At 62.2% G+C, this 14,702-nt stretch carries 10 protein-coding genes; 5 read left to right on the forward strand and 5 right to left on the reverse strand.

Annotated elements, in window-relative coordinates:
* Positions 1-296 precede the first annotated feature (296 nt).
* The 5 genes from HX830_RS01960 to HX830_RS01980 all read left to right on the forward strand — a co-directional run bounded on the left by HX830_RS01960 (position 297) and on the right by HX830_RS01980 (position 8,002).
* On the forward strand, positions 297-2,396 hold the full coding sequence (locus HX830_RS01960; RefSeq protein ID WP_177098808.1) for a PTS sugar transporter subunit IIC/EAL domain-containing protein: 2,100 nt from the start codon (positions 297-299) through the stop codon (positions 2,394-2,396).
* 112 nt (positions 2,397-2,508) lie between these two features.
* A complete protein-coding gene (locus tag HX830_RS01965) occupies positions 2,509-3,408 on the forward strand; it encodes a bestrophin family protein (RefSeq protein ID WP_152739526.1) in 900 nt (299 codons plus the stop codon).
* 88 nt (positions 3,409-3,496) lie between these two features.
* Positions 3,497-4,549: a tetratricopeptide repeat protein gene (locus HX830_RS01970; protein WP_177098809.1), complete on the forward strand. Its 1,053-nt coding sequence runs from the start codon at positions 3,497-3,499 to the stop codon at positions 4,547-4,549.
* A 280-nt stretch (positions 4,550-4,829) separates the two neighbouring features.
* A complete protein-coding gene (locus HX830_RS01975; RefSeq protein WP_177098810.1) occupies positions 4,830-6,332 on the forward strand; it encodes an ATPase domain-containing protein in 1,503 nt (500 codons plus the stop codon).
* Positions 6,329-8,002 carry an ATP-binding protein gene (locus tag HX830_RS01980; RefSeq protein WP_103494841.1) on the forward strand — a complete coding sequence of 558 codons (1,674 nt, stop codon included), beginning with the start codon at positions 6,329-6,331 and terminating at the stop codon, positions 8,000-8,002. The genes HX830_RS01975 and HX830_RS01980 overlap by 4 nt, the downstream gene beginning before the upstream one ends.
* A 6-nt stretch (positions 8,003-8,008) precedes the next feature.
* Here HX830_RS01980 and HX830_RS01985 read toward each other — a convergent pair whose 3' ends face one another.
* The 5 genes from HX830_RS01985 to HX830_RS02005 form a co-directional block, all read right to left on the reverse strand.
* The gene (locus HX830_RS01985) at positions 8,009-8,386 is read right to left on the reverse strand and encodes a response regulator (protein WP_103494840.1); all 378 of its coding nucleotides are present in this window, start codon (positions 8,384-8,386) and stop codon (positions 8,009-8,011) included.
* 77 nt (positions 8,387-8,463) lie between these two features.
* Positions 8,464-9,645 carry a hybrid sensor histidine kinase/response regulator gene (locus HX830_RS01990; RefSeq protein WP_103494839.1) on the reverse strand — a complete coding sequence of 394 codons (1,182 nt, stop codon included), beginning with the start codon at positions 9,643-9,645 and terminating at the stop codon, positions 8,464-8,466.
* The gene (locus HX830_RS01995; protein WP_103494838.1) at positions 9,639-10,244 is read right to left on the reverse strand and encodes a chemotaxis protein CheB; all 606 of its coding nucleotides are present in this window, start codon (positions 10,242-10,244) and stop codon (positions 9,639-9,641) included. Before HX830_RS01995 ends, HX830_RS01990 begins: the two co-directional genes overlap by 7 nt.
* Positions 10,241-11,056 carry a CheR family methyltransferase gene (locus HX830_RS02000; RefSeq protein ID WP_177098811.1) on the reverse strand — a complete coding sequence of 272 codons (816 nt, stop codon included), beginning with the start codon at positions 11,054-11,056 and terminating at the stop codon, positions 10,241-10,243. Before HX830_RS02000 ends, HX830_RS01995 begins: the two co-directional genes overlap by 4 nt.
* The gene (locus tag HX830_RS02005; protein ID WP_177098812.1) at positions 11,056-14,553 is read right to left on the reverse strand and encodes a response regulator; all 3,498 of its coding nucleotides are present in this window, start codon (positions 14,551-14,553) and stop codon (positions 11,056-11,058) included. Before HX830_RS02005 ends, HX830_RS02000 begins: the two co-directional genes overlap by 1 nt.
* Between the last annotated feature and the right edge of the window lie 149 nt (positions 14,554-14,702).

Here is a 14,702-nt window from a genome sequence, read left to right on the forward strand (position 1 = left end):
CGCAGGGGCCTGCGCCGCGGGCGAGGTCACGCCGGTAGTCTGGACCGCCACCGGGACAGCGAACAGCCTGCTCCCGCCACTGCTCGGCTCGGTCACCAACTGCAATCCGGCGGACATCAGTGACGCCGCCATTTTTCGCCCGCACACCCATCGACCGGCCCCGAGTGCCTTTGGCCTCGGGGCTTTTTCAAGCAGCGACTTGGCCTTTTCGGGCCATCTCGGGATATGCTCGTCGCCAGGGGCCGAACTGATAGCTATTTGCCCCGAAAGGACTGAAGGTCTAAAGGGGTTGGGCAATGTCACAGTCAGTCTTCCAGTTGTTCCTGACCCAGCGCCTGGCCGCGCTGGCCGGGGCCGATTCGCTGCGGGCCATCCGCGAAGGCCTGCTGTGGCTGCTGCCCTGCCTGCTGGTGTCGACGGCGTTCCTGATCCTGTCGGCCTGCGCCCGCCTGGCCGGGCTGCCCGACGACTGGGTGAATTTCCTCGCCGGATTGCACGAGAAGATCAGCGGCATCCTGCCCTTGCTGGTGGCCGCCTCCATCGGCTATATGCTTGCCATCCGCTATCGCCTGCCCCAGGTGCCGGTGGCCTTCCTGTGCCTGGCCCATGTGGAAATCGCCATCTACCTGCTCAGCGACTTTCCCCGGGCCGCGGCCACCCTGGTGCTGTTTATCGCCATCGCCTCGCCGCTGATCAACGTACCGATCATGGCCTGGCTGTACCGACAATCCTGGACACGGCTGGTACGGGAAAACGTGGTCGGCTTCAATGTCCGCGACAGCATCAACGCGGTGCTCCCCGGCCTGATCGCCACCGCCCTGCTGGTCACCGTGCTGTCGCTGCTGCTGGAGATCCCCCTGATCGCCCAGATGCAGGTGCCCTTCGACCGCGGGGCGCTGGACCATCCCTACCGCTACGGCGTGCTGATCAGTGCCACCAACTCGGTCCTGTGGTTCTTCGGCATCCATGGCCTGCACGCCATGCAGCCGGTGTTCAGCGTCCTCGACGAGGCGGTGACTATCAATCAGATCAACCTCGCCGCCGGGGAGCCGCACCGCTATATCCTCAACAGCGGCCTGCTGGGCTGTTTCGCCTTTATCGGCGGCTCCGGAGCCTCGCTGTCACTGATCGTCGCCGTGCTGCTGTTTACCCGTGACCGCTCCCTGCGCCTGCTGGCCCTGGCCGCGGTGCCGCTGTCGTTGTTCAACGTCAATGAAGTCCTGCTGTTCGGCTTGCCGATCATTCTCAACCCGCGCCTGTTCATCCCCTTTCTGATCACCCCGGTGCTCAACGCGCTGATCGCGGTGGCGGTGACCCAGGCCGGCTGGGTGGCACCGATGGTCACCGGCATGCCGCTGAATTCGCCGGTGCTCCTCAACGCCTACCTGAGCACCAACGGCGACTGGGCCGCGGTGGTCCTGCAACTGGTGCTGCTGGGTATCGGCAGCCTGATCTACGCCCCCTATGTGATTGGCCTGCACCGTCACCAGGACGCCGACAACGGCATCTATATCAAGTCCTTCGACACCACCTTCCGCAGCCTCGAGGAAAAGGGCCGGCTGTTCGAACTCGACCCGGTGGCGGCCTCGTACAAGAACGACGCCCGTCGTGCCCGGGAAGTAGACCGTATCCGCCAGATCAGCGAATACGAGTTTTACCTGGAGTTCCAGCCGCAAATCTCCAAGACCACCGGCCTGTGCACCGGTTGCGAGGCCCTGATGCGCGCCCGCGACAAGGATGGTAACGCCCAGCAGCCCTGGGAGTTCCTCAAGTGGCTGGGCCAGGCCAACCTGATGCCGGATGTCGATCTGTGGGTGGCCTCCCAGGCGCTGGAGCAATATCGGCGTTGGCACAAGGCCGGCTTTGAACTGCCGATGACCATCAACGTGACCGGCGCTACCTTGTGCATGCCGGAGTACGGCGGGCGCCTGCTGGAGATCCTCGCCCAGGCCCAGGGCATGATTTCCGTCGAACTGACCGAGGACGCCCTGGTCGGCGATGTCCAGGTGATCAATCGCCTGATCGAGCGCCTGCACGGTTTCGGCGCCAAGCTGTATATCGATGACTTCGGCACCGGTTATTCGGCGTTGAGTTACCTGCACCAGTTCAAGATCGACTGCATCAAGATCGACCGCAGCTTTGTCGTCGCCCACTGCCATCCCGAGGGCGCGCGGGTCTTGAATGGCATGCTGCGGCTGTGTGAAGCCCTGAACCTGGGGATCATTGTCGAAGGCGTGGAAACCCAGGAGCAGTACGATGCCCTGCACTCGTCGACGGAACTGGTGATCCAGGGTTGGTACTTCAGCAAGGCGATCCCCGGCGAGCGCATGGCGGAATTCGTCCACCAGCGCCAGTCATTGACGCGGGAGACCAGCGGCTTGATGCTGCCCGGCTAATGCCGTCATAGAGCCCTTCGATCATCTTGTCGGCCAGGGTGATTGGACAACGGCGGGCAGCGGCGCTTAAGGTGGAGTACCGTCATTTTTCCCAAGCCCCAAGACCCTCGCCATGATCGTCCGCTCCAAGCCGAACCTGATCGCCATCCTGTTTTCCCTCAAGGGCTCGATTGCCAAGCGCATTGCCCTGCGCTGCCTGCTGGTGACCGTGCTGGCCTCGGTCATCGTGCTGGTGGAGACCTGGCATCCGGCCTATTTCTCCAAGGTCAATGCCACGCCCTTCACCTTGCTCGGCTTGTCCTTGTCGATCTTCATGAGCTTTCGCAACAACGCCTGCTATGACCGCTGGTGGGAAGGTCGCAAGCAGCTGGGGCAATTGATCATCGACGTGCGCTCGTTGATTCGCGAAAGCCAGGTGCTCGGCGATGGGCCGCAACGGACCGCGCTGCTGCGCGAGCTCTGCGGTTTTGCCCACGGCCTGATTGCCCGTCTGCGCCTGGAGGACGAACGCCAGGCCATCGAACCCTGGCAACAGGAAACGCCCGCCGCCGGCCATCCGAATGCCACCGACCAGTTGCTGCAACGGATCGGCGCACGTTGCTCCGGGTTCGCGGCACAAGGGCTGATCAGCGAGTACCGCTATACAATCTTCTCGGCGCTGCTGCTCAGCCTCAGCCAGGTCCAGGCCAGTTGCGAGCGGATCAAGCACACGCCACTGCCCTTCCCCTACAACCTGCTGCTGCACCGCACCATCTACCTGTTCTGCATTCTCCTGCCCTTCGCCATGGCCGAACCGCTGGGCTGGCTGACGCCGGTGTTCACCGCCATCGTCAGCTACACCTTCCTCGGCCTGGACGAGATCGGCGACGACCTGGAGGACCCGTTCGGCTTCGATGAAAACGATCTGCCGTGCAATGCGATCCTGCGCAGCGTGGAACGCGAAGTCCTCGCCAGCCTCGGGCACAGCGAACTGCCACCGGTGCTGGAACCGGTGGACTATGTGCTGACCTGAGGCGGGCTGATCGGTGGCGCGGGTTTGACTCCTGAGCGCGGCTGACCGAAGCTGGTACATTCAACGCTCGCCAGCTCACGGACCCTGCATGACGAAGCCTCGCCGCTACCTGCTTACCAGCCTGTCGCTCCTGCTCGCCCTCGGCCTTGTCTGGCACTGGCTGCCCGGCAAGCCTGTCGCTCCCCAGGCCCCGCATATCAATTACGGCCAGGCGCTGAAGCAAGCGCATAACGGCCTGCCCGGCGCGGCGCGGGTGCTCTACCAGCAGCTGGCGCGCAAAGACCTGACGGATGCCCGCCGCGCCGCCCTGCATGCCGAACTGCCCAACTACCCCAGCCCCCTGGCCCTGAAACTGGCCGATGCGGACCTGCAGAACTCCTCGCCGATGGTTCGCGAAGCGGCGATCCAGAGCATTGTCGGCCTGGTACCCGGGGCCCAGCGCAGCCTGTTGCTCGGTCCGGTGCTGGAAGACCACGAGCAAGCCGTGCGCTTCGCCGCCGCCAACGCCATGCTCGGTTTGTCACCGGACGACCAGGGCTTGTATTACGGCCCGCTGCAACAGGTGGTGGACGAGTACGAACGGACCCTGGCGGCCCAGCCGGAAAGCGCCGAGGCGCAGTTCCAGCTGGCGCGCTTGTATTTGCATGAGGGACAGCTGGACAAGGCGCAGGCAGCGCTGGAGCATGTCTCGCGGCTGGAACCGGACAACCTCAAGGCGCTGGTGGCCCAGGTCGAATTGCTGGACAAGCGCAACCAGCCGGACCAGGCCCGGCAACTGCTGGCCAAGCAGCTGCAGGTGCAGCCGCAATCGGCCTATCTGCAACATGCCCTGGGGGTCTGGCTATTGCGTCACGGCCAGACCGAACTCGCGGTGCTGGGGTTGGCCAAGGCGGTGGAACTGCAACCGGAGAACGCCGAGTACCGCTACAAGCTGGCCACCACCCTGCATGACTTGCAGCAGGTCGAGGCGGCCCAGCGGCAGTTGGAGGAAATCGTCCAGCGCCAGCCGTCGAACCGCAAGGCGCGGGTGCTGCTGATCAGTTACTGGAAGGAAACCGGGCAATTGCAGAACGTGCAGATCCTGCTGGCCCAGTTGGAGCAGCAGAACCCGGATGATCCGGCGTTGCAGCAGGGGTTGTAAGTGCTCGTCCGAGAGACTTTTGGCGGGTTCGAGGGCCTCTTCGCGGGCAAGCCCTGCTCCTACAGTATGGCGTCGTTCACCGATTGTGTGTACGGCACAACGTTGTAGGAGCAGGGCTTGCCCGCGAAGCTTCTGGCTATCTTGCAGCCCCCATCGCCGGCAAGCCGACACCCACAGGGAGAGATCGTGTTCAGCCGGCTGAGTCGCTCAATAATTTTGAACCCCGATAAATGCCCAAGGTCCAGTACAAGACCCCTCCTAGGTAACAAGAGGTCTGGACTTGACTACATCACTTGCCCCCATCACTCCCAAGGCAGCGACCGGCATTGAAGGGCTGGACGATATCCTCTGCGGCGGCTTGTCCCGCGGCCATGTCTTTCTCCTCGAAGGAGAACCCGGCACCGGCAAGACCACCGTGGCGCTGCACTTCCTGCTCGCCGGTGCCCAGGCCGGCGAACGCTCGCTGTATATCACGCTCTCGGAAACCGAACGCGAACTGCGCCAGGGCGCCGCGTCCCACGGCTGGGAACTGGACGAGAACATCAGCCTGTTCGAGCTGACCCCGCCGGAAAGCCTGCTCAACGCCGACCATCAGCAAAGCCTGCTGTACTCCTCGGACCTGGAACTGGGCGAAGCCACCAAGCAGATTTTCGAAGTGGTGGAACGGGTCCAGCCGACCCGCGTGGTCCTCGACAGCCTGTCGGAGATTCGCCTGCTGGCCCAGAGCTCGCTGCGCTATCGCCGGCAGATCCTGGCGATCAAGCACTACTTCGTGCGTTATGACGCCACCGTCCTGCTGCTCGACGACCTGACCACCGAATCCCTCGACAAGACCGTGCACAGTGTCGCCCATGGCGTGATCCGCCTGGAGGAACTGACCCCCAACTACGGCGCCGAACGACGCCGCGTGCGGGTGGTGAAGTACCGTGGGCAGAAATACCGTGGCGGTTTCCATGACTTCACCATCATGAGCGACGGCCTGCATGTCTTCCCCCGGCTGGTGGCGGCCGAACACCGTGGCCGTTATGTGCGCCAGCAACTCACCAGCGGCATCGCCGAGATGGACGCACTGCTCGGCGGCGGTATCGAAACCGGCTCCAGCACCCTGATCCTCGGCCCGGCCGGCACCGGCAAATCGCTGATCGCGATGGTCTTCGCCGCCGCGGCGGTGGCCCGCGGCGAGAAAGCCGCGTTATTTATTTTCGATGAAGAGCTCGGCTTGCTGTTCGAACGCATGCGCAATATCGGCATTGATCTCCAGGCCCTGCAAGACACTGGCAACCTGTTGATCGAGCAGGTCGACGCCGCCGAACTGTCACCCGGTGAGTTCTCCCATCGGGTGCGCCGCTGCGTGGATCAGGGCGGCATCAAGACCGTGGTGATCGACAGCATCAACGGCTACCAGGCCGCGATGCCGGAAGAAAATGCGCTGATCCTGCATATGCACGAGTTGCTGCTCTACCTCAATCGCCAGGGCGCGGCGACCTTCATGACCGTCGCCCAGCACGGGCTGGTGGGCGACATGCAGGCCCCGGTGGACATCACCTACCTGGCGGACACCGTGATCCTGCTGCGTTACTTCGAAGCACTGGGCAAGGTCCGCCGGGCCATCTCCATCATCAAGAAACGCACCGGCGCCCACGAGTCGACGATCCGCGAATACCGCATCAATGCGCGGGGCATCACCATCGGTGCGCCGCTGGAGGCGTTCCAGGGAGTTTTGCGTGGCGTACCGACCTACCTCGGTGAAGGCCCGCCCCTGCTCAAGGAAGAAGGTTTGTGACTACCCCCGACGTGGTCTCCGAACGGGCCATCATCCTCGCTCCGCTGGGGCGCGACAGCCAGATTGCCCTGAGGATTCTCGCCGAGGCCGGTTTTCCCGCGGTAATCGCCCGGGACCTGGCGGCACTCGGCGCCGAGTTGGAACAAGGCGTGGGTTTGATCATCATCGCCGCCGAGGCCCTGCGCGAAGCGGACCTGGGCGCCCTGCAGGCGTACCTGCAACAGCAGCCGGCCTGGTCCGACCTGCCGATCGTGCTGCTGACCCATCACGGCGGCCCGGACCAACCGCCCTCTTCCCGGCTCGGCGCGCTGCTGGGCAATGTGACCTTTCTCGAGCGCCCGTTCCACCCGGTAACCCTGATCAGCCTGGTGACCGCCGCCATTCGCGGACGCCGCCGCCAGTATGAAGCCCGCGACCGGCTGTTCGACCTCAGCCAAAGCGAACTGCGCCTCAAGGACACCCTCGAAACCCTCGAACAACAGGTTGAAGAGCGCACCGCGCAACTGCGTCACAACGAGGAAGCCTTGCGCCAGTCGCAGAAAATGGAAGCCGTCGGCCAACTCACCGGCGGCATCGCCCATGATTTCAACAATATGCTCACCGGCATTATCGGCAGCCTCGAGTTGCTCAAGCGGCGGCTGGCCCGTGGTCGCCTCGAGGACCTCGACAGCCTGATCGACCTCGGCGTGACCTCGGCCAACCGCGCCGCCGGCCTGACCCACCGCCTGCTGGCCTTTTCCCGGCGCCAGTCGCTGGACTCCAAGCCCGTCAATATGAACGAGCTGGTGACCTCCATGGGCGAGCTGCTGAACCGCAGCCTCAATGAAAGCATTCGCCTGGAAATGGCCCTCGGTGAAAACCTGTGGACCGCCGAAGCCGACCCCAACCAGTTGGAAAGCGCCCTGCTCAACCTGGTGCTGAATGCCCGCGACGCCATGCCGGACGGCGGCAACCTGCTGGTCAGGACCTTCAACCAATCGCTGGACCTGGCGTTTACCGAAGCCCAGGCCAACCTCGAGCCCGGCGACTATGTGGTACTGCAGGTGCGCGACAGCGGCAGCGGCGTACCGCAAAGCATCATCAACCGGGTCTTCGATCCGTTTTTCACCACCAAACCCATCGGCCAGGGCACGGGCCTGGGCCTGTCGATGATCTATGGTTTCAGCAAACAGTCCCGAGGCCATGTGGCCATCGACAGCACCGTCGGCCAGGGCACCACGGTCAGTCTGTACCTGCCGCGCTACCAGGGTGCCCCGGTGGTCCAGGACGAAGCGCTGCACTCCGGCCATGCGCCCCATGCCGAAGACGGCGAAACCGTACTGATCGTCGAGGATGATCCGGCGGTGCGGGTGCTGGTCAGCGAAGTGCTCGGTGAGCTGGGTTACCGTTTTGTCGAGGCCTGCGATGCCAATGGCGCGATACCGATTCTTGACTCCGGCCAGCGCATCGACCTGTTGATCAGTGACGTCGGGCTGCCAGGGATGAACGGCCGGCAACTGGCGGAAATCGGCCGGCAACTGCGGCCCGGACTGAGGATCCTGTTTATCACCGGTTACGCCGAACACGCGGCGGTGCGCGGCGGCTTCCTCGACCCGGGTATGCAAATGATCACCAAGCCCTTCACCTTCGAGCTGCTGACGGCCAAGGTTCGCGAGATGATCAGTGTGTGACGGGGGTCAGGCCAACAGCTTGCGGATCTGCTCCTGGAGGACATCCAGGTCGAACGGCTTGGCCAGGATCGGCGCGCTATGGGCAATGGGACTGTGGGACTCGCGGATTTCCGCCGGGTAACCACTGATGAAGATCACCTTGAGGTCCGGGCGCAGCTTGACCGCGGGCTCGGCGATCTCTACCCCGGAAACACCACCAGGCAAACGAAAATCGGTGATCATCAGGTCCAGGTTGGGTTTGCTCGCCAGGATCGCGAACGCCTGCTCGCCGTTTTCCGCTTGCAGTACCCGATAGCCCTCGCTGGAAAGGTAGGCCGAAAGGACCATCAGGATCGAGGCATCGTCCTCGACGATCAATACGACGTCTTGTGCATCTTCACTCATGGGAAGCCTTTATTCCTGAAATTGCTGCCAATACGACCATCGGCTCAGCCAGAGGTTGCGTCTGATGTCGGCTTTTCCTACAAGGGCAGGCAAACGCAGAACAAGGCCCCCTCGCCAAGGGTACTCTCGACGGTGATGCGACCACCATGGGCCGCGACAATCTGCTCGGAAATAAACAGGCCCAGACCCAAGCCGGCGGCGACATGACTGCCGGACACCCGCTCGAACTGCTGAAAGATCCGCGCCTGGTCATCTTCGCCGATGCCGATGCCGCGGTCACGCACTTCAACCCGGGCCTCGTTCGCCTGGCGGTACACACGCACCTCGATCGGGCTTTTGGCGCCATAGCGCAAGGCGTTGGTCAGCAGGTTGGAGATCACCTGTTCGATGCGGAACTCATCCCACTCGCCCACCAGTGACGCCTCGCCCGAATAGCTGATCGTCGACCCGGCCGCGTCCACCTGCGCAGCGAAGCTCTCCAGCAATTTGCTCACCAGTTGCACCAGGTCCAGGCGTACGGGGCGGATCGACAGCTTGCCGGTGCGAATGCGCGAGACATCGAGCATGTCTTCGATCAGGCGAATCAGGCTCTGGATCTGCCGCTCGTCCCGCGCGACCATGCTGCGCATCTTGTCCAGGCTGAAGGCGTCGGCATTGTCCCGGGCCAGGTGCATCTTGCGCAGTTGGGTCTCCAGGATCAGCCCGTTGAGCGGCGTGCGCACCTCATGGGAGACGATCGACATGAAGTCATCGCGCATGCGCACGGCGTGCTGCAACTCTTCCTGGGTTAGCTGCAGTTGCTGCAACAACAGCCCCTGCTCGCGGCGACTTTGCTCCAGGGCCTCGACTTGCAGCTTCATCGCCTTGCTCTGTCGATAGAGCTCGACAAAGATGCTGACCTTGCTCTTCACCGCATGGGTGTCGAGGGGTTTGTGCAGAAAGTCCACCGCGCCGCTCTCGTAGCCCTTGAAGGCGTAGTTGCGCTCGCGGCCGGCGGCGCTGACAAAGACGATGGGAATATTCTTGGTCTTCTCGGTGCCGCGCATCAACTCGGCCAGTTCGAAACCATTCATGCCCGGCATCTGCACATCGAGAATGGCCATGGCGAATTCGTGCTGAAGCAGCAGCGACAGCGCCTCATCCGCCGAGAGCGCCTTGTAGACAATGCGGTCCTCGCGCCTGATCAGCGCTTCCAGCGCCAGCAGATTCTCCGGCAGATCGTCGACGATCAGCAGTTTGGCCTGGATAGTACTCAGCATGTGATTCGTTCCAGCTCGACAAGCAGGCGGCCGATGCCCTGCAAAGAAAGAAGGTAGTCCGGCTGGTGCAACGCCAACGCGGCTTCGGGCATGGTCGCGACCCGAGCGTCATTCGGGTCTTGCACCACGGTCAAGCCACCCTGGCGTTGGATCTGTACCAGACCCGCGGCGCCATCCTGATTGGCGCCAGTCAAGAGTATGCCCATCAGCCGCGAACCATAAGCGTCCGCCGCCGAAGCAAAGAGATAATCGATCGAGGGCCGGGAATAATGCACCCGCTCTTCGCGACTGAACGAAAAGCTGCGGTCCTGCTCGATGGACAGGTGGTACCCGGGAGCGGCGAAATACAAAGTACCCGGCACAATGCTTTCCTTGTCGTCCGCCTCTTTCACCGGCAGCGCCAGGCGCCGCCCGAACACTTCGGCCAACTGGCTACGGTGCCCGTCCGGCATGTGCAGGACGGTCACGATCGGCAGGCTGAAACGCGTGGTCAGCGAGCCGAGCACGGTCATCAGGGCCTCGACGCCACCCGCCGAGGCCCCCACCACGACCGCTTCGACCCGCTGGCGGTCGATGCTTTGCAGTAACGGGTCGTTCATGATTTACGGTAGATCCGTTCTTGTTTGACCAACGCCTCGAACCGCTTGCCATAGGCTGAAAAGTCCAGCGTCTCCTTGCTGCCCAGCACCAGGAAGCCCCGATGACACAACGACTCATGGAACAGCCCAAAGGCTCGATCCTGGAGTTTTTTATTGAAATAAATCAATACGTTACGACACGAAATCAGCTGTGTTTCAGAGAATACACTATCCGTCGCCAGGCTGTGGTCGGCAAAGGTCACGTTTTCCCGTAGGGTCTTGTCGAATATCGCGTAGCCGTAGGCCGAGTTGTAGTACTCGGCAAAGTCGCGCTCGCCGCCGGACGCCCGGTAGTTATCGGCGTAGGTGCGCACGTTGTCCAGGGTAAAGATGCCCTGCTTGGCCTTTTCCAGCGAATGGGGGTTGATGTCGGTGGCGTAGATGATCGTGCGTTCGAGCAAACCTTCTTCACGCAGCAGGATCGCCATGGAGTACACCTCCTCACCGGTGCTGCACCCGGCGATCCAGATCTTGATCGATGGATAGGTCTTGAGCAGCGGCACCACCTCCTGGCGAATCGCCAGGAAATGCCCGGGATCGCGAAACATCTCGCTGACCGGAATGGTCAGGTACTGCAGCAACTGCATGAACGCCGCCGGATCGTGCAGCACCCGCTCCTGCAGCGCCGAGATGGTTGCGCAATCGAGCTGGAGCAAGGCATGGTGAACCCGGCGCTTGATCGACGCGCCGGAGTAATCGCGAAAATCGTAGCTGTACTTGAGGTAGATCGCCTCGATCAACAACCGCAACTCGATGTCGGTACTTCGATCCACTAGATCCGTTCCATCTTCGGTAGCCAGACACGGATCAACGAGAACAGTCGATCCAGGTCTATCGGTTTAGCCAGGTAGTCATTGGAGCCGGCCTGCAGGCAGCGCTCCTGGTCATCCTTCATCGCCTTGGCCGTGACCGCAATGATCGGCAGCTTGCGCCAGCGCGGATCCTTGCGGATCTCCAGCGTGGCCTCGTAACCATCCATCTCCGGCATCATCACGTCCATCAACACCAGGTCGATGTCCTCCACTTCGTTGAGTCGCTGAATCGCTTCGCGGCCATTACGGCCGATTTCGACAATCGCGCCCTTGTGTTCCAGCGCGCTGGTCAAGGCGAAGATATTGCGCACATCGTCGTCCACCAGCAGGATCTTGCGCCCTTCGAAGACCTTGTCGCGGCTGCGGGCGGTCTTGAGCATGCGCTGTCTTTCATGGGACAGCTGGGATTCGACTTTGTGCAGAAAGAGTGTCACTTCATCGAGCAGGCGCTCCGGCGAGCGCGCGCCCTTGATGATGATCGAGCGCGAGTACTTGTGCAGCTCGGCCTCTTCGTCGCGGGTCAGGTTGCGCCCGGTATAGACGATCACCGGCGGAAAAGCGCGGATGTCTTCGCTGGCCATGCGCTTGAGCAACTCGTTGCCGAGCATGTCCGGCAGCTTGAGGTCGATAATCATGCAGTCGAAGACCGTATCGCGCAGCAGATCGAGGGCCTCCTGGGCAAACCCCACGGCGGTGATCTCGATATCGTCGTCGCCGATCAGGCGGGCGATGCTGTCGCGTTGCAGGTCATCGTCTTCCACCAGCAGTACGCGCTTGAGCTTCTGGGTCAGCTTGGCTTCCAGGCGCGTGAAGATCTCCTTGAGTTCGTCGCGGGTGGTCGGCTTGAGCGCGTAGCCCATGGCGCCCATGTGCATGGCGGCCTCGACGCGGTCCTCCACGGAAATCACATGCACCGGGATATGCCGGGTCGGTGCCTGTTCCTTGAGGCGCTGCAGCACCGTCAGGCCGGAATGATCCGGCAGGCGCATGTCCAGCAGGATCGCGTCGGGGATGAACTGCGCGGCGAGCTCGAAGCCCTCGTCCGCGCCATGGGCCACCAGGCACTGGTAACCCAGCTCATGGGCCAGGTCGTAGAGAATCTGGGCAAACTTCTGTTCATCTTCGATCACCAGGATACAGCGGCTGCTGAACGGGCCTTTTTCACGGTCATCGGCAAAACGCTGGATCGGCGTTTCCATCACCACCACCGGCGCCAGCTTGCGCGGCGGATCCAGGGACTCCAGCGGTGCCGGCGGCGCTACCACCGGCGCGGGGCCCACGCCATCGTGGCGCTCCACATACCGCTCCGGCATCACCAGGGTAAACACACTGCCCTGGCCGGGCTGGCTGGCCACATTGATGGAGCCGCCGAGCAGCGCCGCCAGGTCGCGGGAAATCGACAGGCCGAGGCCGGTGCCGCCATAACGGCGGTTGGTGGTGCCGTCCGCCTGGCGGAACGCCTCGAAAATGCTCTCATGCTGTTCGGCGGCGATCCCGATACCGGAGTCGCGGACGGCAAAGGCAATCCCGACACCCGGCTGGCGCGACACGCTCAGGCTGACCCGACCGGTCTCGGTGAACTTGATGGCGTTGGACAGCAGGTTCTTCAACACCTGTTCCAAACGTTGGCGGTCGGTGAACAGCGTCGTCGGCAGATCGCCGCGCAACTCGATCTCGAACCCCAGCTGCTTGTCGCTGGCCAGTGGCTGGAACATGTTGCGCAACCCCTCCACCAGACGTTCGATACTGGTGTTTTCCGGGCGCACCTCCAACTTGCCGGCCTCGACCTTGGAGATATCGAGGATGTCGTTGATCAGATTGAGCAGATCGTTACCGGCGCTGTAGATCGATTCGGCGAACTTGACCTGTTCCGCCGTAAGGTTGTCCTCGGGGTTCTCCGCCAGCAGCTTGGACAGGATCAGCGAACTGTTGAGCGGCGTGCGCAGCTCGTGGGACATGTTGGCGAGGAATTCGGACTTGTACTTGCTCGAGCGTTGCAGCTCCTCGGCGCGTTCCTCGAGTTGGACCTGGGCCAGGTTCAACTGATTGTTCTTGAGGTCCATCGCATCACGCTGCTCGGCCAGGGCCAGGGCCTGCTCGGCCAACTGCTCGTTGGTCTGTTCGAGTTCGCTCTGCTGGCTTTCCAGATGAACCTGGGACTCCTTGAGCACCTGGGACTGTTCTTCCAACTCTTCGTTGGCGGTCTTGAGCTCTTCCTGCTGGACTTGCAACTCTTCGTTGAGTTGTTGGGTCTCGGCCAGCACCTCCTGCAAGCGCTGGCGGTAACGCGCGGCTTCGATGGAGGTGCCGATATTGTCGGCAATCAGTTCCAGCAGCTCGATATCACGGTCGTTCAAGGGTCGCAGGAAACCCAGCTCGATCACCCCGTTGATCCGCTCATCGTTGGTGGTCGGCACCACCAGCACGCTGCGCGGCGAGCCGTTGCCCAGGCCCGAACTGACCCTGAAGTAATCCACCGGCACTTCGTCCAGGCGGATCAGGCGGCCCTGGCCCGCGGCCTGGCCAACCAGGCCTTCATCGCTGAAGATCGCCTGCTCCTGCTGCTCCTGCTCACGGGAAAAGCCATAGCTGGCGACACGGGTCAGGCCACCATGCTCTTCGCGCACATACAACGCCGCCACCGCACTGCCCATGTACTGGGCGCAGAATTGCAGGATATTGCGCCCCAGCAATTGGAGAGTCAGTTGGCCGAGCACCTGCTCGGCCAGTTCGGTCTGGCCGCTGCGCAGCCAGGCTTGCTGCTCCAGGCGCTCCGCACTCTTGAGTTGTGACGCGAGGTTTTTTGCATAACTAGCTGAAAGTGCTAATAAATCTCGTCGACCAATAAAGGCCAACAAGGCGCTCAGACCCAGCACAAAAATGAGATAGAGGACGATGCTCCAGATCGTGGTGCGGCTTACGGCATCATTGCGCGCGAGTCGCAGTTGCTGCTCCATGTCGATGGCGTTTTCAAACTCGCTACGGATCTCGTCAACCAGGCGCTTGCCGCGCCCCGACAGGATCGCCCCCTGATAGTCGCCGCCGGAACGCCGCAGTCCGATCATCGCCTGAGCGTATTCGCTCCAGGAGCTCTGCAAGGCTTCGATACGCTTGAAGCGGTCGACCTGCTGCGGATTGTCCGCGACCAGTTCCTGCAAGCCACGCAGGTCGGCAATGATTTTCGGCTTGGCGACTTCATAGGGGTCGAGGAAATGCTCGTCACCGGTAATCAGGAAACCGCGCATGCCGGTTTCCAGATCCACCGAGAGCTTCATCGCCTCGTTGCTGTTATTGATCACCCGGTCGGTATGCTCGACCCACTGGATCACCGACAGCAGGTAGGTGATCAGCGAAACGAAAAAGATCGCGCTGAGAACCCCGACAGCCAAGGGCAGGCTGATGTTGCGGCTCAATAACTTGCGAAAGCTTTGTTCATCCACCGAAGACAACGAATTCATTTCAGGGCCCGGATTAAAGTTATTGATTATCAAGGAGTCTGCCGTATATACGAATAAAAGACCGACTTTTTTCTCACAGCTTAGAATGCAATTTCCCAGGCCGCACTGCCGTGACGTGATGACTCACCTTAGCCTATCATCTTGTACAC

It is taken from the genome of Pseudomonas gingeri, assembly GCF_013385425.1.
Classification (GTDB): Bacteria; Pseudomonadota; Gammaproteobacteria; order Pseudomonadales; family Pseudomonadaceae; genus Aquipseudomonas; species Aquipseudomonas gingeri_D.